This window comes from Paenisporosarcina sp. NPDC076907 (assembly GCF_050269735.1).
GTDB lineage: Bacteria > Bacillota > Bacilli > Bacillales_A > Planococcaceae > Paenisporosarcina.
Window position 1 is genome coordinate 139,058 of sequence record NZ_JBNNIX010000005.1, and the last position, 21,030, is coordinate 160,087.

Annotated in this window: 22 protein-coding genes; 17 read left to right on the forward strand and 5 right to left on the reverse strand. The window is 40.2% G+C overall.

What is annotated here, in order from left to right; translation table 11 throughout:
* Positions 1 to 114: 114 nt before the first annotated feature.
* Positions 115 to 2,277 (forward strand): EAL domain-containing protein, encoded by a 2,163-nt coding sequence (locus ACQKEV_RS15025; RefSeq protein WP_427447212.1) that lies wholly within the window; start codon positions 115 to 117, stop codon positions 2,275 to 2,277.
* Between the two features lie 47 nt (positions 2,278 to 2,324).
* Here ACQKEV_RS15025 and ACQKEV_RS15030 read toward each other — a convergent pair whose 3' ends face one another.
* Positions 2,325 to 2,846, reverse strand: a complete 522-nt coding sequence (locus tag ACQKEV_RS15030; RefSeq protein ID WP_427447210.1) for a YceI family protein — start codon at positions 2,844 to 2,846, stop codon at positions 2,325 to 2,327.
* A gap of 207 nt (positions 2,847 to 3,053) precedes the next feature.
* Here ACQKEV_RS15030 and ACQKEV_RS15035 point away from each other — a divergent pair, with 207 nt between their 5' ends.
* From ACQKEV_RS15035 to ACQKEV_RS15060, 6 genes are all read left to right on the forward strand, one after another.
* Positions 3,054 to 3,362: a winged helix-turn-helix transcriptional regulator gene (locus ACQKEV_RS15035; RefSeq protein WP_269925853.1), complete on the forward strand. Its 309-nt coding sequence runs from the start codon at positions 3,054 to 3,056 to the stop codon at positions 3,360 to 3,362.
* 74 nt (positions 3,363 to 3,436) lie between these two features.
* On the forward strand, positions 3,437 to 4,351 hold the full coding sequence (gene murB / locus ACQKEV_RS15040; protein WP_427447208.1) for a UDP-N-acetylmuramate dehydrogenase: 915 nt from the start codon (positions 3,437 to 3,439) through the stop codon (positions 4,349 to 4,351).
* 105 nt (positions 4,352 to 4,456) lie between these two features.
* Positions 4,457 to 5,929 carry a potassium/proton antiporter gene (locus ACQKEV_RS15045; protein ID WP_427447206.1) on the forward strand — a complete coding sequence of 491 codons (1,473 nt, stop codon included), beginning with the start codon at positions 4,457 to 4,459 and terminating at the stop codon, positions 5,927 to 5,929.
* A gap of 110 nt (positions 5,930 to 6,039) precedes the next feature.
* Entirely contained in the window at positions 6,040 to 8,403 is a 2,364-nt protein-coding gene (locus ACQKEV_RS15050; protein WP_427447205.1) for a penicillin acylase family protein, read from the forward strand.
* A 24-nt stretch (positions 8,404 to 8,427) separates the two neighbouring features.
* Positions 8,428 to 8,775, forward strand: coding sequence for a fluoride efflux transporter FluC (locus ACQKEV_RS15055; RefSeq protein ID WP_427447203.1), 348 nt, complete (start codon positions 8,428 to 8,430; stop codon positions 8,773 to 8,775).
* A complete protein-coding gene (locus tag ACQKEV_RS15060; RefSeq protein WP_427447201.1) occupies positions 8,772 to 9,113 on the forward strand; it encodes a fluoride efflux transporter FluC in 342 nt (113 codons plus the stop codon). Before ACQKEV_RS15055 ends, ACQKEV_RS15060 begins: the two co-directional genes overlap by 4 nt.
* Before the next feature lie 70 nt (positions 9,114 to 9,183).
* Here the strand turns inward: ACQKEV_RS15060 and ACQKEV_RS15065 are convergent, their stop codons facing one another.
* Together ACQKEV_RS15065 and ACQKEV_RS15070 are read right to left on the reverse strand one after the other, a co-directional pair.
* The gene (locus ACQKEV_RS15065) at positions 9,184 to 10,164 is read right to left on the reverse strand and encodes a P1 family peptidase (RefSeq protein ID WP_427447199.1); all 981 of its coding nucleotides are present in this window, start codon (positions 10,162 to 10,164) and stop codon (positions 9,184 to 9,186) included.
* A 111-nt stretch (positions 10,165 to 10,275) separates the two neighbouring features.
* Entirely contained in the window at positions 10,276 to 10,695 is a 420-nt protein-coding gene (locus ACQKEV_RS15070) for a universal stress protein (RefSeq protein WP_427447196.1), read from the reverse strand.
* A gap of 448 nt (positions 10,696 to 11,143) precedes the next feature.
* Here ACQKEV_RS15070 and ACQKEV_RS15075 point away from each other — a divergent pair, with 448 nt between their 5' ends.
* From ACQKEV_RS15075 to ACQKEV_RS15085, 3 genes are read left to right on the forward strand one after another with little or no spacing between them, the layout of a single operon-like run.
* Complete coding sequence (locus ACQKEV_RS15075; RefSeq protein WP_427447193.1) at positions 11,144 to 11,494, forward strand: ArsR/SmtB family transcription factor; 351 nt, start codon at positions 11,144 to 11,146, stop codon at positions 11,492 to 11,494.
* Position 11,495: 1 nt separating this feature from the next.
* Positions 11,496 to 13,604, forward strand: a complete 2,109-nt coding sequence (locus tag ACQKEV_RS15080; protein ID WP_427447191.1) for a heavy metal translocating P-type ATPase — start codon at positions 11,496 to 11,498, stop codon at positions 13,602 to 13,604.
* Positions 13,605 to 13,623: 19 nt separating this feature from the next.
* The gene (locus ACQKEV_RS15085) at positions 13,624 to 14,742 is read left to right on the forward strand and encodes a GNAT family N-acetyltransferase (RefSeq protein ID WP_427447189.1); all 1,119 of its coding nucleotides are present in this window, start codon (positions 13,624 to 13,626) and stop codon (positions 14,740 to 14,742) included.
* A 41-nt stretch (positions 14,743 to 14,783) separates the two neighbouring features.
* Here ACQKEV_RS15085 and ACQKEV_RS15090 read toward each other — a convergent pair whose 3' ends face one another.
* Positions 14,784 to 14,939, reverse strand: a complete 156-nt coding sequence (locus ACQKEV_RS15090; RefSeq protein WP_269925842.1) for a lmo0937 family membrane protein — start codon at positions 14,937 to 14,939, stop codon at positions 14,784 to 14,786.
* Positions 14,940 to 15,248: 309 nt separating this feature from the next.
* Between ACQKEV_RS15090 and mntR the strand changes: the two genes are divergently transcribed.
* From mntR to ACQKEV_RS15120, 6 genes are all read left to right on the forward strand, one after another.
* Positions 15,249 to 15,671, forward strand: a complete 423-nt coding sequence (gene mntR / locus ACQKEV_RS15095; protein WP_427447187.1) for a transcriptional regulator MntR — start codon at positions 15,249 to 15,251, stop codon at positions 15,669 to 15,671.
* Between the two features lie 24 nt (positions 15,672 to 15,695).
* A complete protein-coding gene (locus ACQKEV_RS15100) occupies positions 15,696 to 16,562 on the forward strand; it encodes a CvfB family protein (protein WP_427447186.1) in 867 nt (288 codons plus the stop codon).
* Positions 16,563 to 16,724: 162 nt separating this feature from the next.
* On the forward strand, positions 16,725 to 17,639 hold the full coding sequence (locus tag ACQKEV_RS15105) for a DUF1002 domain-containing protein (protein WP_427447185.1): 915 nt from the start codon (positions 16,725 to 16,727) through the stop codon (positions 17,637 to 17,639).
* Between the two features lie 126 nt (positions 17,640 to 17,765).
* A complete protein-coding gene (locus ACQKEV_RS15110) occupies positions 17,766 to 18,734 on the forward strand; it encodes a ring-cleaving dioxygenase (RefSeq protein WP_427447183.1) in 969 nt (322 codons plus the stop codon).
* A 33-nt stretch (positions 18,735 to 18,767) separates the two neighbouring features.
* Entirely contained in the window at positions 18,768 to 19,049 is a 282-nt protein-coding gene (locus ACQKEV_RS15115; protein ID WP_427447181.1) for a GNAT family N-acetyltransferase, read from the forward strand.
* A 332-nt stretch (positions 19,050 to 19,381) separates the two neighbouring features.
* Entirely contained in the window at positions 19,382 to 19,879 is a 498-nt protein-coding gene (locus tag ACQKEV_RS15120; RefSeq protein ID WP_427457953.1) for a DUF4064 domain-containing protein, read from the forward strand.
* Between the two features lie 24 nt (positions 19,880 to 19,903).
* Here the strand turns inward: ACQKEV_RS15120 and ACQKEV_RS15125 are convergent, their stop codons facing one another.
* Positions 19,904 to 20,386 (reverse strand): GNAT family N-acetyltransferase, encoded by a 483-nt coding sequence (locus tag ACQKEV_RS15125; protein ID WP_427447178.1) that lies wholly within the window; start codon positions 20,384 to 20,386, stop codon positions 19,904 to 19,906.
* A gap of 106 nt (positions 20,387 to 20,492) precedes the next feature.
* On the opposite strand from ACQKEV_RS15125, the gene ACQKEV_RS15130 reads away from it, so the two are divergent.
* Complete coding sequence (locus tag ACQKEV_RS15130; protein WP_427447175.1) at positions 20,493 to 20,936, forward strand: GNAT family N-acetyltransferase; 444 nt, start codon at positions 20,493 to 20,495, stop codon at positions 20,934 to 20,936.
* Positions 20,937 to 21,030: the final 94 nt, after the last annotated feature.

Genomic DNA, 21,030 nt, shown 5'->3' on the forward strand with positions numbered 1-21,030 from the left:
CATTGACTATTGTCAGTCATTAATCGACAATAAACAAGGAAAGAAATGCTTTCATTTGGTATATACATACAAATAATGGAAAAATAACACGTAAGAAGTTAGGGAGGTGACGACATGTCAAATAGGCAATTACAGGCATATTTTTTGCTGGTCATCATTTTATTGACTGTTGTTACTCTGACAATCTTTAATTATAAAACGTCGAAAGATTTTGTTCTTGAAACAGTAAAAAAGGAAAATCACGTTTTGCTTGATAATTTTACAGATGAAACGAATAAATTTTCAAATGAACGAGTGGCCGAGCTTGAGTTGATAGCAGATTACATCGCATTGCTTAAATCGGAGAAAGAGATCGTTCAGTTTCTAAAAAAACAACGCGAAAAAATGCCATTTTTTTCATCTCTAGGTTTTATCACTCCGGAGGGGGAAGTGCTGGCTGGTGACGGTTCTCGTTTTAACGTAAATCAACAAGAATCGTTTAATCGTGCGTTGCAAGGTGAAATGGTTTTTAGTGATCTATTTCCTTTCTATCAAGATTCTACACAGTTGGTAAGTGCCATACGTATTCCAGTTTCCAAAGACGGAAAAATCATTGGCGTACTGTCTGGGGTTGTGAATATGGGGAATTTAGTTGGTGCAATTGCAGCAGATTCAAACTTACCCGGAACATTATTTTTAATAAGAGACAATCAAGTAGTTTTCTCTACGCCTAATCAGGATTTTGAAACAGTTGTACCTAATGGATCTCACGTGCTTTCAAAAATCAATGAAACCGAACAAGGGACCATACTGATAGACGAAAATAAAGCGCACTATATTATGTATCAGCGTACAAGTGGGGATTGGATAGTTGTTGTTGACAGCTTTAAAGAGAAGACAAATCAGCAAATTTCCTCTATTTTTTGGCGTAATACACTGATTGTTGCATTAGCAATCATGATTCTCTGCGGTATTCTTTATTATTTGAAACGTAATGAACAACGTGAAGAAAACATGTTGAAACGTGATTTACTGACAAACTTACCAAACCGAGTGATGTTAGAAGAACGTTTGACAAAAGAATTAAATCCACAGAATTTTAAAAAGTTCGCATTGTTCTTTATTAATTTAGATCGATTTAAAGAGATTAATGAACGGAACGGCTATCAGCTAGGCGATCGTGTACTCTTTGAAACAAGTCGTAAGATCCAGTCATTTGCCCCTCGAAATGAGTTGTATCGGGTAGGTGGAGACGAATTTGTCCTGCTGATACCCACTCATTCAGAAGAGGAATTACGCTCTTTGGGATTAGGTTTAGTCAAATTAATGGAAGTACCAATGGAGTTGTCTGCTACGGAAAGCATGTGGGTAACGTTTAGTGTTGGGATACGGAAATCTCAATTAGGAGACTGGCCGGACCTAATGATGCAAGATGCAACGTACGCCGTGCAAGAAGCAAAAAAACAAGGCGGTAATCGCTTTGTCTTTTTCTCTCAAGAACTTGCCAATCAAAATGAACGTGTAAGATTGATTGCAAACAACGTGGTCCATGCTTTAGCGAATCAGGAATTTTTCATGGTGTATCAGCCGGTTTATGATTTATCCACGAAAAACATTACGAGCTATGAAGCCTTGTTGAGATGGGAGTCTCCGATAATTGGCCAAGTGTCTCCTGCAGAATTCATTCCACTTTTGGAAGAAAGCGATTTAATTATCCCAGTTGGGAAATGGATTTTACGTCAAGTGACATCTCAACTGAATCGGTGGGAAGTAGAAGGATATAACGATTTTCATTTAGCGGTTAATATCTCGGTAAGGCAAATGATGCATCCTGATTTTTTACACGATGTGAAAATGATCATTCAAGAAGCCAATATATCTGCGCATCGGTTGATTTTTGAAATTACGGAAACGATTGCTGTTCAAAATAGTGAACTGGCCAATCAGATTCTGACTGAATTAAATAATTTTGGTATCAAAACCGCACTTGATGACTTTGGAACAGGCTATTCTTCGTTATCAATATTAAAGACCTTGCCGATCCAACAAGTAAAAGTAGATAGGTCTTTCATTGTGAAAATCGAGTTGGATGAAGACAAATCACTGGTCATCTTACAAGGAGTATTGGACATTGCCCGTAACCTTGGCATGACTACTGTCATGGAAGGTGTAGAAACAAACGAACAGCTAGATTTGCTTAAAAAAATGGGAGCTCAAAAAATCCAAGGATTTTTAATCAGCCAAGCTGTAGTGGCAGAACTTGCAATTGATCTCAAGAACCAAAAGTGGCTGCACTAAAAAAGGAACTTCTCTGATGTGAGAAGTTCCTTTTTGATTTCATAAAATTAAGCTGGGTTTGCTTCTAGTTCTACCGTAATTTTAATGTCTTTTCCTACTAATACGCCACCAGTCTCAAGCGCTTGGTTCCAAGTCAATCCAAAATCTTCACGGTTGATTTTTGTTTCAGCTGAGAATCCAACTACTTCTTGGCCCCATGGGTTTGTGCCTTTACCTTCATATTCAGCTTCAAAGACTATCGGTTTCGTGATGTCTTTAATTGTTAAATCTCCAGCAATTTCATATTCATCGCCATTTTTTGAAATATTGTTAGCCACAAATCTGATTTCTGGAAAAGCTTCAGCATTGAAGAAATCCGCTGAACGAAGGTGATTATCACGGTCTTCATTCCCTGTATTAATACTTGCGACGTTGATGTTAAATGCGATATTAGCATCAGTTAGATCTGCTTCATTTGCTTCTACATTCGCATTAAAATCACCAAAACTTCCTCGTACTTTTGATACCATCATGTGTTTTACCGAAAAACCAATACTTGAGTGAGCTGCATCTACATTCCAATTTTTCATTACTAATTCCTCCATTTTGTTTTTTATTTTCTATACACTACTATATGTTGATAATATCTCGATGTCAATACGTTTGAATTAAAATATCTCGAATTAAGGATAATTATTTTTATTTGGTAATCAACCTTCCAATTAAGTTGTTAAATGTAACCTGGTATTAAAAAGTAATCATTTGCGTTATAATGTCTAATAATAGAGGTGATTTGAATGAAAGAAACGACTTTATGCCCACGTTTATCAAAAGCGATGGAACTCATCGGAAAAAGATGGACGGGGTTGATTTTATATCAATTACTGGAAGGTCCTCAGCGATTCAACGAAATTGAGTCTGCTTTGCCTGTAAGTGGCCGACTTCTTTCGGAGCGCTTAAAAGAACTTGAAAAAGAAGGACTAGTTGAACGACATGTTTTTGCCGAGGTACCTGTGAAAGTTGAATATTCTTTAACGGACAAAGGAAAAGGGCTGAAAGATGCAATTGCCAACATCGAACAGTGGTCAAAAGTATGGTTATCTTGAAATTACTTGTCAAATAGGTCGTCAATACGCATACTATGTAATGGAAAGAGTTAAGGGAAAGGATTTGGCTTTTCATGACTAAACAGCGTTGGTTTGACGATTTAACTAGAGAACTTTCACTAGAATGTGTAAAAATAGATGAACCACTTTACTTGCACACAATGACAAAAATGGGTGGACGGGCAGACTTATTTGTATCGCCGACTACTGAAGAAGAAACGATTTTTGTTGTGTCATATGCTCATCAAAAGCAGATTCCCCTGCTATTGCTTGGGAATGGATCGAATATGGTGGTCCGAGACGGTGGCGTGCGTGGAATTGTCTTGAATTTATCTAAGTTAAATGAAATAAAAATTAAAGATACTCGTGTATATGCACAAAGCGGTGCGGATATTATTGATGTCTCAAGAGCTGCAGCAAAAGAAACCTTATCAGGTCTAGAGTTTGCATGTGGAATTCCTGGTTCAGTCGGCGGTGCGATGGCAATGAATGCAGGCGCATACGGTGGCGAGATTAAAGATGTCATTTACGAATGTACTGTATTGACTCATGAAGGGGAAAAGTTGGTTTTATCAAAAGATGAACTTGAACTGGATTATCGTATGAGTGTCATTACGAAAAAAGGTTATTATGTATTATCAGCAGAGTTTGAATTAACTGTTGGTGATCAGCTGACAATTGATGCAAGAATAGCGGACTTGACGCATTTACGTGAATCTAAGCAGCCGTTGGAGTATCCTTCAGCAGGCAGTGTGTTTAAACGTCCACCTGGTTATTTCGCAGGGAAGCTTATACAGGACTGTGACTTGCAGGGTAAGGGATTTGGCGGGGCTGAAGTTTCGACGAAGCATGCGGGCTTTATTGTGAATAAAAACAATGCCACTGCTACTGACTATATTCAAACAATTGAAATGGTCAAAAACAAAGTCAAAGAACAATTCGGTATTGAATTGGATCTTGAAGTGAAAATTGTAGGCGAAAACGAATAAATGTAAAAGCCTTGAATTCTATTGGGATTCAAGGCTTTTTTCATGCGCATTATCTGAATTTACTTTAAACTAAAGAGAGAACTACTATAAAGACAGGAGGTACAAATGGAGCATTTTACAACAGATTTTATTGTATTACTTATTGGGATTTTTCTTTTAAGCGGCGTCTTAATGACGAAGCTATCCGCACGTGCGGGTGTACCAGCCCTTATATTGTTCATGTTTTTAGGAATGGTATTGGGAAGCGATATTTCAGGACTCATTTATTTTTCAAATGCAAAAATTGCCCAGATGGTAGGGGTCTTTGCTCTTATCATTATTTTGTTTGAAGGTGGATTACAAACACAGTGGAAACATGTTCGGCCCGTTCTTGGCGGATCGGCTGTGCTGGCAACTGTAGGGGTATTAATTACGACCTCCGTTGTGGCAATTGCCGCTTATTATGTATTGGATATCGGCTGGCTAGAGGCATTTCTACTGGGTTCCATCGTTGGATCCACCGATGCAGCTGCGGTATTTTCAGTTTTATCCGGTCAAAATATAAAACAAAAACTAACTTCTACATTGGAAGCCGAATCTGGCACGAATGATCCGATGGCGATGTTTTTGACGATAATTTTTATTGAATGGATTTTGATGCCGGACATTTCCGCTTGGTCGTTAGCCGGTATGTTCTTGATGCAAATGGGACTTGGTACGTTATTCGGTTTTGGTTTTGGCTATATCGCTTCCAAAACGATGAATAAAATCAAATTAGATGCGAGTGGACTTTATGCTGTACTATCCGCTGGTTTTGCCATTTTCATCTATAGTCTGACAGCTGTTTTAGGTGGAAGTGGTTTACTTGCCGTATACATAGCAGCAATGATTATTGGAAACCGGGAGTTGACCCATAGTCATTCCATTTTCAGTTTCCATGAAGGGTTTGCATGGTTAATGCAAATTACTATGTTCGTGATTTTAGGACTTCTTGTATTCCCAAGTGAACTTGCGCAGTGGGATCTTATTTGGAAAGGGTTAGTGCTTTCGTTCATATTGATTGCAGTAGCAAGACCACTTGCTGTATTTGTCTCAACCATCTTCTTTCCCTATACAACAAAAGAAAAATGGTTCATGTCATGGGCTGGATTACGTGGCGCGGTTCCAATTGTGCTGGCGACTTTTCCGATGTTAGCGGGTATTGAGAATAGCACATTGTATTTCAATGTCGTGTTCTTTATTGTGTTGAGCTCAGCCTTGCTGCAAGGATCGACCATTCCTTATGTTGCGAAAATACTAGGATTGAATGGTCCCCCTGTGCCAAAACGGATTCATACATTGGAACTCGTTTCCATGGATCGGGCAAACGCTGAAATGCTGGAATTTGAAGTGTCTGAACTCTCCCCGTTTGCAGGTCAACTTGTCCAAACCATTGGACTCCCTGAAAAAACGGTAATCAGTGCGATTATCCGTCAAGGAAATTTGGTCATGCCGACTGGTGGAACAAAACTTTTAACACAGGACATTCTTTATATTCTCACCGCAAAAGAACAGGTAGCCAATGTGAAACTCGTTCTGGGTGAAGAATTAATGAAATAAAACGAGTGGATATGACTGTAAAAGGTCATGTCCACTCGTTTTTTATTTGGGAGGACTTTTTTACTTTCAGTCGAAATAATATAGTAAGAAAGTATTGGGGGGAGAAAGACGTGAAGGGGAAAAGAAGAGTAGGAAAGTGGATTGCTTGGATTGTCGGTAGTATTGCACTGATTCTAATAGCGACAGTCATTTTTTTGAATGTCTACATCAGTAAGTCAAAACCGCAAATTGAAGGAAACTTGGCAGTGGATGTACTGAAAGAGGAAGTAACCGTAACACGTGATGAACAAGGAGTGCCTCACATTAGTGCGAAAAGCGATGAGGATCTGTATAGAGCACAAGGTTTTGTGCAAGCACAGGACCGTATGTTTCAGATGGATTTAGCGCGACGTCAAGCAAGTGGGCGTTTATCGGAAGTAGTGGGTGAAGCAGCCGTAACAACGGATCAATTCTTCCGTACTTTTAGTCTGAGAGAGGCTGCAAAAGATTCTTGGGCTGGATACGGAGAAGACGCAAAGCAAGTGCTCACCTGGTATGCAGAGGGCGTGAATGCGTACATGGAACAGGCAAGCGAACAAGGCAAACTGTCATTTGAGTTTAAGTTGCTCGGGTATGAACCTGAACCTTGGACAGAAGTAGATTCTTTAACCATCGGGAAATTTATGGCTTATGACCTTGGCGGTAACTGGTCAAGCTTGGCTGTTCGACACTGGGCACTTGGTAATTTCCCGGAAGATAAAGCACGAGAGTTATTTATTACATATCCAGAGGATAAACCATCGATTATTGCATCAAATCTAGAAAATCAAGTAACAGTAGCAGGACAATTTGACCCTGCTGTCATTCCGAACGAATTTAATGGCAGCAACAACTGGGTGGTATCCGGAGACAAAACGAAATCAGGACTGCCATTGCTTGCGGACGATCCACATCTAGGTTTAAGCACGCCGTCTATTTGGTATCAAATGCATCTTCAGTCCCCAGAGCAAAATGTAAGCGGTGTCATATTTGCGGGTATTCCAGGTATTATTTTGGGGCACAACGACGAAATCGCCTGGGGGGTAACGAATGTTGGTCCCGATGTTCAGGATTTATATATCGAAAAGCCAAATCCAGAGAACCCAACCCAATTTAAATACGAAGGTAAATGGGAACAGGCAGAAGTGCGGGATGAACCAATTAAAGTAAAAGGCGGCGAAACAGTTGACTTTGAAGTGGTAGTTACTCGCCATGGGCCGATTATTTCAAATGTCATGTTTGATGAAGAAAAACCATCGGCACAGTTCTCCATGCAATGGACTGCACTAGAGCCAACTAGGGAACTGCAGGCAGTATTGAATATGAACAAAGCTTCAAATTGGGACGAATTTGAAACAGCGTTGGAGGATTTCCATGCGCCTGCTCAAAACTTTGTGTTTGCAGGGAAAGACGGAACGATTGCGTACAAAGCGAATGGGCGTATTCCAATCCGGAAATCAGGAGATGCCCAGTTGCCAGTGCCCGGTGATTCAGAGGAATATGGTTGGGAAGGGTACGTTCCTTATGATGAACTGCCGACTGTTGTGAATCCGGATGAAGGATTTATCGCAACGGCAAATAATCAAGTTGTCGATGAATCATATCCGTATCATATTACCGACTATTGGGCTCAATCTTATCGATATGAACGGATTGCAGAAGTATTGGAAAAAGGCGATGACTTCACGAAAGAAGATATGATGGCTCTTCAAATGGACCAACATAACCTTCAAGCACGAGAGTTCTTAAAAGATATGGTCGCTTCTGTAGAAAAAATGGATAAAGACAATAAATATGATGATATAACGAAACTGTTAAAAGAATGGGATCAAGTGGATTCTGTTGATGCGGCAGCACCTCTCGTTTTCCATAAATGGATTAAACAATTGCCAGCCACGCTGTTCGAGGATCAAATGCCGAAAGATATTTACGATTTAATGGCAGGTAAAGGCAATATAACGGATGCCATGATGCGTGAAAGTTTCGATGGTCAAGAAGGAGTATGGGTGAAGGAATCAGGAGGGGTGGACAATTGGATGATGGAGTCATTTGAAACGGCTGTCACATCCATTAAAGAAGAATTTAGCGATAAACCGAGCGACTGGAAGTGGGGCGATTATCATCAACTGACGTTCGACCATCCTTTAGCGGGTGCATCCCCAATTTTCGCTTATTTCTTGAATCCATCGCACGTACCGATTGGCGGTTCCAATATTACGGTCCAGGCAGCCGGATTTACTCAGGATGGCTTAGTTAATCACGGAGCTTCCTGGCGTTTCGTCGCTGACTTAGCTGACCTATCAAGTACCCATCACATCGTGGGGCCAGGTCAAAGTGGTCACATGAAATCCGACTGGTTCCACAATCAAGTGAATGATTGGGCAGAAGGGAATTATCATGAAACGGTAGTTGATGGTGACATTCAAGATCCTCATACGTTAACATTAACTCCATAAGAGTCGTGAGGGCGTGTAAAGTGTATGAAGGAATTTTTATTAGTGGGTCTTGGCGGGATGATTGGTGCGCTGTTGCGCTATGGCGTTATGGTGACGGCTCCAGACACCTTAGTTCTATGGTTAGAGAATGGAATTGGGAGTCTCATTTTAGGATGGTTGAGCGGACGTGCTATTTCTTCAGGAAGAAAGGCCTCCATCTTATGGACAACTGGCGTTCTCGGTTCGTTTACCACCTTTTCAACATTCTCTGCGGAATGGCTTCTTTTGATGCAAAATCACTTTATGTGGGCGATGGTCTATGGACTTGGCATGACGTTGATGTGTTTTTTAGTAGCTGCTTTAGGCTTTAAGCTTGGAGGACTGTTAAAATGACACTTCTGGCAGTAGCACTTGGTGGTTTCCTTGGTGCCGTAATGCGTTTTGGCATTTCACTGAAAATCCAGGGAATGAAAGGGATTCTGATCATCAATTGTGTTGGTTCATTCTTGATGGGACTATCCCTTCATCTAGCAATACAAACAAATTGGGTAGCTATATTTTGGATGGTTGGTTTTTTAGGTGCATTTACGACGTTTTCGACGTTCGCTGTGCAATTCGTTGAAGGCTGGTCAATAGGAGAACACCGAAAAGCCATTGGCTATGCCTTGTTCACTCTCATAGGTGGATTTTTATCCGTTATGCTCGGTTGGTGGATTGGAGCGGTTTTATAGCGTACCGCGAATAGAGAAAACTATAAACATATTAAAGGGTCTTTCCGTTCTCACGGGAAGACCCTTTTTATTAGAATATCCCTTTTTCAATGACTCTTCCCAAACGACCCGTTGTCGTTTCAGCGAAGAGAATAGATTGATATACAGATTCTTCTGTCGCTTCAATAACAGCCTGGAATAATTCATTCATAAGGGGGTGATCATCTCTTAGGAATGATTTTGTTTCAATCGGTTGGTCAGATTCATGAGCTATGCAATTGGCATTTGAGAACGCGATGACGATGTCCCCACTACCGTTATGTATGTGAGTGCCTGTTCGGCCAAGTCCGATTGCTGCCCTTTTAGCTATCCGCTTCAATTGTCGTGCATCGAGCGGGGCATCCGTTGCAACAATGATAATGACGGAACCATCCGGTTTATCCAAATTGTCTTGAGCCCAATTTGCCATCCGACATTCGTGAGCTCGGCCAAAGTTCGTTAGGGTAAGCACTCCTACAGTAAAAGCGTATCCTTCATGTTCTGCGATACGGGAGGAACTGCCAATCCCGCCCTTAACCCCGTAACAAATCATCCCGGTTCCGGCACCGACCGCTCCTTGTTCGAAACTTCCAGGTTCTGCAGCATGCAGTGCTTCAATTGCATGTTCTGGGCGAACCGCCAATAGACGCATCGAATTTAAGTAGCTGTCGTTACATTCCCCCACGACCAAATTGAGCGAACTTGTAGAATCACCGATTGCAGGGTTTTGCTCCAGCATATACGAAAGTGTTCCCTCCAACACAGCTCCGACGCTGAATGTGTTTGTCAGCATGATTGGTGACTCCATCAAGCCCAGTTCTTCGAGTTGAATGAGACCGACTGTTTTACCGAAGCCATTTAGGACAAAGCTCGCTGCAGGAACTTTATGCAGGAATGGATTTTGTTCATGAGGCAAAATAGCGGTGACGCCTGTACAAATTGAATCTTTTTCATCCAAATATTGCTTTAACGTAACATGTCCCACTTTCACACCAGGTACATCTGTAAGTAAATTTAAAGGGCCTTTTTTCAATTTCATCATCTCCTGAACGAACACAAAGACTGACCAACGAATTGGTCAGTCCGAGTTCAATTTATTAGAAAGGGTCGCTATTTCGATGCATTCAGAAATAGCGTAAAGGAATTATTTGATTAAGAGAACAGGCGAATGTACGCGTTTTGCTACTTTATGGCTTACGCTACCAAGCACCATTTCCTGTAGGGTATTAAGACCCCGGCTGCCAATGACCACAATATCGTAGTTCTCCTGGTTTGCGTGTTCCACAATGACTGGACCGGCTTCACCATGTAGCAATTTAATTTCTGTTGAAATCCCTTTGGTCGTAAATAACTCTTTAATGGGCATGATTTTGTTTTTACGATCAATATGCAACTCGTCACTATTCATGCTATGAATAACATCCGTTCTCGTTTTATCGTAATCCAAAACATATAACAAAGTGACATGTGCATCGGGAGAGGCGCCAGCCAAGAAAACAGCATGCATTGCAGCTCTTTTCGAATGTAAAGAACCATCTACGGCCACCAAAATTCGTTTATACATCATCAAACCCCCTTAATGAGTGATTCTTCTTCGCAATTCATTTCAATCAAACTGCTTATGTATTGGATATATATTCTCTAAAGGGCAAGACAAATCCTTTATTTACATAGGATTCATTTTAATTGTTGGTTAATTTCGGAACAGTCCTAAGATTGGTGGGAGAGTCATTTTGTGCAACCTGGAGGGCTAATCTGTCTACCTGAACCTCGATTCTGTCTACTTGGAACCACATAATGTCTACCTGGAATTCCTTCACTTTCCAAGCAATCACACGACCGAGGTAGATGGAAAAGTCAATTTGTGCAACCTGGAGGGCCAATCTGTCTACCTGGAATCAATCAGGACGCATAGTAAGAAAATCATCATGTCACTGTCCTTGCTTTTCAAAGTACACGAGCATATACTGTAGGTAATAATCAAATGAACGTTTGAATGAGGGGTTGAAACGATGAAAACAGAAGCATGTGAAACCGTATGTGTCCACGAAGAAGATGTGAAACACGTTCAACAAAACTTGCCTGAGTTGAAAGGTATGTCTTTAATATTCAAAGCATTGGCAGATGAAACCCGACTTAAAATTGCCTATTCCTTAACCTTGAAAAATGAATTATGTGTATGCGATGTGGCGGCGATTATCCAATCATCAACCGCAACCGCTTCCCATCATCTACGTTATTTAAAAGATATCGATTTAGCCAAGTCAGAAAAAAGAGGCAAACTCGTCTATTACAGACTTGCAGATAATCATGTGGGGCAGCTCGTGAAAATTGCCCATGAACATGCGAAAGAAGGGGAATGACATGAAAGCACATGAACAACAGGAATTTCGCTTAGAAAACTTAACCTGTGCGAACTGCGCCATGAAATTCGAGAAAAACATTCAAGCGTTACCGGATGTGACGGAAGCGAATGTTAACTTTGGTGCATCCAAAGTACGTGTGATTGGTCCTGTAACGGTCGAGGATTTAGAGAAAGCAGGAGCTTTCGATGGCATTAAAGTTGTTCCAATGTCGACGAAACGCACAATCGAAAGTAAACCATTCTTCAAACAAAAAGAAAATGTCATGACATTCATTTCATTGCTGTTTTTAGTTATCGGAACAATCATTTCATTTCAAACGTCCGAAGCGGACCCATATGCGATTCTTTTCTTTGCATTATCGATCGGCATTGGTGGTTATGAAATGTTCTGGAGCGGTCTGAAAAATTTGTCCCGTTTTTATTTTGATATGAAAACCCTTATGACAATTGCCATTATTGGCGCTGCCATCATCGGGGAATGGCGTGAAGGTGCTGTTGTTGTATTCTTATTCGCTGTAAGTGAAGCTCTTGAGGCTTATTCGATGAATAAAGCACGACAATCCATTAGACAGTTGATGGATATTGCTCCTGCCCGTGCCATCATTCGCAGAAACAATGAAACGATGGAACTTGGAACAGAAGAAATCATCATTGGTGATACGCTCATTGTAAAACCTGGTCAAAAGATTGCCATGGACGGAGAAGTAATCTCAGGTCAATCTTCGGTCAATCAAGCTCCGATTACGGGTGAATCGATGCCAGTTAAGAAAGCACAAGGTGACGAAGTGTTTGCCGGCACGTTAAATGAAGAAGGGGCTCTTGAAGTCCGAGTAACAAAAAGAGTGGAAGATACGACAATTGCGAAAATCATCCACTTGGTTGAAGAAGCTCAGGCAGAAAAAGCACCGTCTCAGAAGTTTGTCGATCAATTTGCGAAGTATTACACACCGATTATTATTTTAATTGCACTACTGGTAGCAGTCATTCCACCTTTATTTACTGGTGACTGGCAGGCTTGGATTTATCAAGGTCTTGCAGTACTGGTTGTAGGTTGTCCTTGTGCTCTAGTAGTTTCAACTCCGGTGGCCATTGTCACAGCGATTGGGAATGCAGCTAAACAAGGTGTACTAATCAAAGGTGGCATTCATCTTGAAGAGATGGGGCGTCTACAGGCAATTGCTTTTGATAAAACTGGTACGTTGACTAAAGGCTATCCAGAAGTGACTGACCTTGTGACGGAAGCAAGTTTCACGAAAAGTGAGATTCTGCAAAAAGTGGCGTCTGTTGAGACATATTCAGATCATCCATTAGCACGGGCTATTGTGAATCATGCTGCATCCATGGATATACCACACTCTGCTGCTGAAAATTTCCACTCGGTTACAGGAAAAGGGGCAAAAGCTCTTGTGGATGGAATGGAAGTGGCGATCGGAAGTTTAAAATGGGCAGAAGAAACTACAGCCATTTCAGCTAATGTGAAAGCAAACGTGGAAACACTTCAAAAGCAAGGGAAGTCTGTCATGATCGTTCTTTTCAATAGTCAATATGCTGGCCACTTGGCTGTCGCAGATGCGATTAGAGAATCAAGTCCTACAATCCTGATGAAGTTGAGAGAACTCGGAATGAAACATATCGTGATGCTGACTGGTGATCATCCTACAACGGCAGTGGCAATAGGCCGTTTGCTTGAACTGACGGATGTACGCGCTGGATTGATGCCCGAGGAAAAACTAGAAGCCGTAAAATCTTTGCGCAATGAGTTCGGTCGGGTGGCGATGGTTGGAGATGGCATGAATGATGCACCTGCGCTTGCCGCAGCTTCTGTTGGAATTGCAATGGGGGGAGCAGGGACGGATGCAGCTTTAGAAACTGCTGACGTGGCCTTGATGGCTGATGACTTGGAAAAACTTCCTTACACCATTCAATTGAGTCGAAAAGCATTGCGTATTATTAAAGAAAACATTATGTTTGCATTAGGTTTAAAAATAGTGGCGTTACTGCTGATCATTCCAGGGTGGCTTACTCTTTGGATTGCGATCTTTGCAGATATGGGAGCAACGTTGCTCGTTGTGTTAAATTCAATGAGATTACTGCGCATTCAAAAGTAACGCAGTTCGGGGGAAGAGCATGCGACTAACAGAATGGACAATGGAAGAACAAGAACAATTGATACATTTCATGACTACCAATGCTTGGCCATTTCACGGGAATTCCAATCCAGCAAGAGAAATTATTGAAAAGACCATTGAAGAGGGCGGGTATGAATCAGACGAAGTTAAAACGTTCTGGGTCGAAAATGATGAACAGCAAAAAGTGGGCATTGTGAAAGTATTTGATTTGCAGGATGAAATCCCGGTATTTGACTTGAGGATTGCTGAAAGTCATCGTGGTCATGGATATGGTCCTGCTGCTTTAACGAAAGTGGCGGAATACGTATTCAATTTGCCTGAAAAGAAAATCCGCGTGGAAGGTCACACGCGTCAAGATAACTTTGCGATGCGCAAAACGTTTGAACGCGCGGGATTTGTTAAAGAAGGCCATCTTCGTAAAGCATGGTTTTCTCCAAAAGAGAATTCTTACTATGATGCCATCACGTATGGAATTACTCGGGAAGACTTTATGGAAGGCACAACTACACCAGTATTATGGGATGATCAGCAAGCAACGGACCAATCGGAATCGAAAGTCCATGTCGCGATGCGTACGTTTCCGGAATCATTTGAATCAGAAAGACTTTTCATCCGTGCACCGAAAGTTGAAGATGCACCTCTTGTTTGGGAAAGTGTTCAAATATCCCATAAAGCATTAAAACCTTGGATGCCCTGGGCTCAAAACCATCAGAAAATCGAAGACACAACAGAAAATACAAGACAAGCAGTTGCTGATTTCGTGACTAGAAAAGATTTGCGTCTTCATTTGTTTTTAAAAGAAACCGGTGAATTTATTGGGTCAAGCGGGTTTCATCGCATCAATTGGGACATTCCAAAAGTGGAAATCGGGTATTGGTTGGACAGTCGTTTTGAAGGAAAAGGCTATATGACGGAAGCGGCTGAACGTCTGACGGAATTTGCTTTTGAAGAGTTTGGAGCCAGAAGAGTGGAAATTCGCTGTGATACAGATAACGTGCGAAGCCGGGCTGTGGCTGAACGATTGAATTTTACGTTAGAAGGAATCCTGAAGCAAGAGGGGTTATCTGCGGATGGGAAATATATTCGTGATACGTGTGTTTACGCTAAAATCAAATAACATACAAAAGGGATGTCCGCATTATACGGACATCCCTTTTGTTACAGTTTTCGTTTACCCGTAACTAATTGTACGACTAAAATGATACCTGCAATTAATAAAATCAAGTGAATTAGACCGCCGCCAATTTTAAATACAAGTCCTAATAACCAAATAACTAATAATACGACGATGATCATCCATAACATTCTACCCATTCAAGCTCATCCTCTCTGCGTTAATGCTTTGATATTAGTAAGGTACCCTTGATATTTTATTGATAAACCATCGAAACGAAATTTATTAATATTTAGTTGTTTTTTGTATGTTTCGGCACTCATATCTTGCCCATTTTACATATATAGGAGATTACGCATTAAAACTAACTCCTTTTTGGAGTCTCTGCGTTAGTAATCCAGCATTTCAAGAGTCGATTTGGAGCTGGTTGTTTCGTTTTCGTTATTCATTGAGAACGATAAGCGACTATAGTACACTTATATAAGCTATGGAAAGAGAGGAACAGAGTGATGCCGACACCTAGTATGGAAGACCATATTGAACAAATCTATATGCTGATTGAGCAAAAAGGATATGCACGTGTATCGGATATCGCTGAATCTCTTTCAGTTCTTCCTTCTTCTGTAACGAAAATGGTTCAAAAACTCGACAAAGATGGATACTTGATATATGAACGTTACCGAGGTCTGACGTTAACACCTAAAGGGTTAAAATTAGGAAAACGGTTGGTTCAGCGTCATGATTTGTTGGAACAATTTTTGCGTTTAATTGGCGTACAGGAAGACAAAATATATGAAGATGTAGAGGGAATAGAACATCATTTGAGCTGGAATTCAATCGATCGTATTGCAGACTTGATTCAAGCGATGGAAGAGAACCCTGACTTTCTTCAAAAACTAGAAGAACTTAAAGAACAGCAACAATCAGAATAGGAAAAAGCGAAAGGAGTGTCCGCTATGAGCGAAATGGTATCTGGAGAAATTGTTGACTTACAGATAAAGTCACAGGAATCTTCTAAATGGATATTATCCAATGGTGAAATTGAAGTACCAATCAATGGATCTGAAGCACCTGAAGGAGTTCAGGAAGGCGATACAATTAAAGTATTTTTATTTAAAGACCGTCGTGGCAATTTAAGTGCAACTTCCACATTGCCACATATCACAAAAGGTACTTACGGATGGGCAAGAGTTATTAAAATGGACGAGCGTGAAGGTGCAGTTGTCGATATCGGCAGTTCACGTGAAGTAATTGTGAAACCATCTGACTTGCCATTATTAAAAGAGCTATGGCCAAAAACTGGTGATCATTTATACATGACATTGAGAACCGATTTTAAAGGAGACTTATTCGGTCGACTGGCAACCGAAGATCGCGTAGCTGAAACGTTCGTGGAAGCACCGACATCAGTAATGAACGAAAATTTGAAAGCTAGAGCATACCGCTTATTGCCAATCGGATCGTTTTTCATCAGCGTTCCTCAAGGGTACAGAGTGTTTGTTCACCACACGGAACAAATGGCTGAACCACGTATAGGTGAAGAAGTTGATATTCGGGTGATTGGTGTGAAAGAGGATGGCTCATTGAATGGCTCGATGTTGCCACGTAAACAGGAACGTTTGATGGATGACGCAGAAACACTGTACCGTTACTTGCAGGATGTTGGCGGTAAAATGCCATTTACGGATAAATCATCTCCAGATGAAATTTACGACATGTTCAATTTGAGCAAAGCTTCTTTTAAACGTGCATTAGGAAAGTTAATGAAAGAAAAGAAAATCGAACAAAAAGATGGTTGGACTTTGGTCAAATCTGACATTTAAGTTTAAAATATTCCTTCAAGGGGCACAAGAAGAATGGAGACATCAAACTCTCCGAAACTTTTTGTGCCTTTTCGTCGTATTATCAAAAGGGAAGCATATTCATAGACAGAATGGCTTGACCCATTTTAAAAAAGAAAAATCGTTCTGAGAGGAGAAATATGAATGAAAAAGAATATTGTCCGCTTTGCGTCACTTCTACTGGCTGCCTCTTTGTTACTGCCTTCTGGAGCTTTGGCCAGCACTGGTTCTTCGTCGTCCGGGAATGCAATTAATGAGAAATTTGGCATGCCAATCGTCGTTTATGGAGCAGATTTAACTGAAGCAGAAAAACAAAGTGTTAAAGACAGTCTTAAAGTGACAAGTGAAAGCGAAGTAGAGGAAATTTCAGTAACTGGCGAGGATCTCGTGAAGTATATTAAAGATGGGGATTCAAAAGCCCGAATGTTTTCATCTGCGAAAATTACACGTGAGGATGCGGGCAAAGGCTTAGTCATCAAAATTGTGACTGAAGAAAACATCACTCAAGTTACTGCTGAAATGTACGAAAATGCAATGTTAACTGCTGGAATTGAAGATGCAACAGTTGAAGTGGCTGCACCAAAGAAAGTAACGGGACACTCTGCTTTGGTAGGAATTTACAAAGCATATGAAGTCAGTGGAGAAAAATTGGATAAAGAGCGTACGGATGTAGCGAATGAAGAACTTTCGGTGGCAACCATTTTAGCTGATAAGTCTGGAATAGATGAAGCGAAAGTCAGTGAACTCCTAACGGAAATTAAGAAAGATATCGCAGAACAAAACCCGGCAACTAAAGAAGAAGTCGAAAAGATTGTCCAAGAACAATTAACGAAACTTCAAATTGAGTTAAATCCAGAAGACCGTCAATTATTAATTGATTTAATGGATCGTATTCGCCAACTGGATATCGATTTCAGTAAGTGGTCAGATCAATTAAATGATTTAAGCAAAACAATTGAAGACAAAATCGGCAACATTGTAGAAAATGAAGGTTTTTGGCAAAGTGTTAAAAACTTCTTCAATAATTTGATTGATTCCATTCGTTCACTATTTAATTAGATGAAAAGCCTCCCATGTGGAGGTTTTCTTCATTGAAACAGAAGAATTGCACATCCTTAAAATGCGTGATAAACTAAAAGAAAAAATATCTCGAATTCGAGATATTATGATTCTGGAGGAATAAATATGGAATTGGCAGGTATTCACCATGTATCAGCAATAACAGCAAACGCTGAAAAAAACTTCGATTTCTTTACACGTATTCTAGGAATGCGACTCGTGAAAAAAAGTGTAAATCAAGATAATACATCGTCATATCATCTGTTTTATGCGGATGCAGTAGGTACACCTGGAACAGATATGACTTATTTCGATATACCTCACGCAGCAAAGACAGTACCTGGCGTATCAAGTATCAGTAACACGGCATTTCGTGTGAAAAGTGAAGAGGCCTTGGCTTATTGGAAAGAAAGATTCACTGAATACAACGTTCATTTTGAAGAAGTGATTGAAAGTTTCGGAAGAAAAACACTGTATTTTGAAGACTTCGAGGGATCTAGACTTATGTTGGTTGTTGATGATGGAAAAGGAGTGCCTTATGGGATTCCGTGGACCAAATCTAGCATTGCTGAAGAATTTGCAGTGGTTGGGTTAGGTCATGTCACTTTAACAGTTCGCAAAGCTGAACAAACACAACTCGTATTGACTGAAGTTTTGGGATTTAAAAAGGTAGGTTCGTATCCATCAGTTATTGAAGGGATGCCTGAAATTACGGTTTTCTCTACAGGTGAAGGTGGTCCTGCGTCTGAAGTGCATATTGAAGAACGACCTGATTTGCCAATGGAACGACCGGGGCGAGGGAGCGTTCATCATGTAGCATTCCGCGTAAAAACATTTGAAGACTATGATAGATGGGAAGAATTACTCCGTTCTAAAGGATTTATGACATCTGGCAAAGTGGATCGCTACTACTTTAAATCGATTTATTTCCGTGAACCGAATGGAATACTGTATGAATTGGCAACGGATGAGCCAGGGTTTGCAACAGATGAGTCAATGGAGACGTTAGGTGAAACCCTTGCCTTACCACCATTTTTAGAGTCGCGACGTGAACAAATTGAAGCTTCTCTTCGCCCGCTTTCGTTGAAAGAGTAAGTTATGCTACACTGAAAAAAAGGAGTGATGGGTATGGAGTTACAGTATAAAGAATTAGGTCATGATGCATATGCTTTTGTGTATGAAAAAGATGGTAAGACTTTAGGGGAAATTACTTGGACGTTGCTAGGGGATGTAATGGTGATGGATCATACATTTGTTTCTCCATCACTACGTGGCCAAGGGGTGGCTAAGCAATTACTCGATCGTTCAGCTAATTATGCTCGTGAAAAAAGATACAAAATGGAAGCTGTTTGTTCATATGTTGTGACAGCATTCAACCAGTCTGATGAATATGAAGATCTTAAAGCATAATAAAAAGGCAATCCGCTAATTACAATTAGTGGGTTGCCTTTTAAGTCTTCTGCGTCATATAAGTTATCCCTCACATTTGAGTAAAAATAAATAAAAATCCTGTTAAAACTGAAGCACCTACCATTGTGTACATGAAATCTGATTGACTGAATACTAGTTTCTTTTCCATCGTGCATCTGCTCCTTTCATTTTGATGTTGTTGGTGTTAGTAGATATGTACCCGCGTAATCTTACTTTAAACAGGTTTATTCATAATTTATGTAGGGAAAGTTAAATTTATGTAACCATAATCCGTTTGGTTCGTACATAATATAGTAAATACATGTAAAGAGGTGATTGCTTTGAGTAGAGCAGGAGAAGTAGCATTAGGAGTTATCGGAACTATATTAAATATCATCTTTTTAATTTTCGTCACACTCGCAGTAATGGGAGCATCTAATGCGAACACAGATGAATTAAAACAAATGTTTGAAGAGGAAATTGTATTGTCCGATCCAAACATGACACCTGAAGATATTGCAGTTTTTAATGATGCTGTGGATGTCGGTATTGAAGTAGTAGGTGTAGTAGGATGGGTAGTAGTTGTAACATTACTTATCAGTATCATATTAAGTATCTTGGGCGTCGTGAAAGTTTCCAAAAATAAGAGTCCAAAAGCGGCAGGAATCATGTTCATCTTTGCGGGATTACTGTCAGGAATACTACTATTGGCACCAATTTTATTCTACATCGCAGCGATTATGTGTTTCGTTCGTAAAACACCAGTTCAGTATGTAGAAGATCCATACTATAACAATGAAGTGCAAAATCAACCTCAACAACCATTATAAAAACACAAAAAACGCCTGTTAACATTAACTGTTAACAGGCGTTTTTAGGTAGTAAACATATTTAGCTGTGGATAAAGGATGACCTTCAAAAAATTCATCGAACTCTTCTATACATGTAAAATTGTTACGTTCATAGAACGCACGACCTTTTTGATTTTCGCTTTCGACGTATACAAATAATTGTTGAGCGTCTTGAATATGTTGCAGTCCTTCATTTAATAGCTTTTTTCCGTACCCTAAATGTTGATGAGAAGGTAATAAATAGATGGCAGTCAGTTCTGCATCGCCATCTTCATCTACACGAGTAAAATTGGCAAAACCAATAATTTCTTCATCATGAATAGCGACATAAACAGATGTTTTTTCTAAACGTTTCATCATCATGGCATTGGAATATGCCCGTTCAATAAATAGATTTTGAATGTCCCCAGGAATAATACCTTCATACGTATCATGCCAACTGATTTTAGCGATTTGCTGTACCGCAGCAATATCGTCTTGTTTCATCGCTCGTATCAAATCGTCTCACCTCAAAATTCTTTCAGCTATCATACCAAACATTTCACTTCTATGCCATAGCTGTGGAATAATATCCACATAGGGAGTGAAAAAAATGTGGACAATCAAATCATTTCAAGAGTTATCAACAACGGAACTTTATACATACTTACAATTGCGTGTAAATGTATTTGTCGTGGAACAGTCATGTCCATATCAAGAGATAGATGGGTACGACATAGATTCATATCATCTTGCTTATATTGACAATGGCGAACTGCTATCATATGCGCGTATTTTGCCTGCAGGAATAAAATATGACCGAATATCAATCGGAAGAGTGATCGTCAACAAAAATGCACGTGGAAGAGGTTTGGCCAAACAATTGATGGAACAGGCCATTTCCTTCAGCCGTGATAAATGGCCAATGGACGAAGTTCAATTACAAGCACAAACATATTTAAGGAGTTTTTATGGCTCCTTCGGTTTTGAGGAGATTTCGGAAGAATATGACGAAGATGGTATTCCTCATGTCGATATGATGTTGAAGAAATTATGAATTTGTAATCAATTTGTCACCATATAAAAGTGTTGAAATTAGTAATAACGGGTATCTATATGAGTATCAGAAGAAATTAAACTTTTTGGAGGAA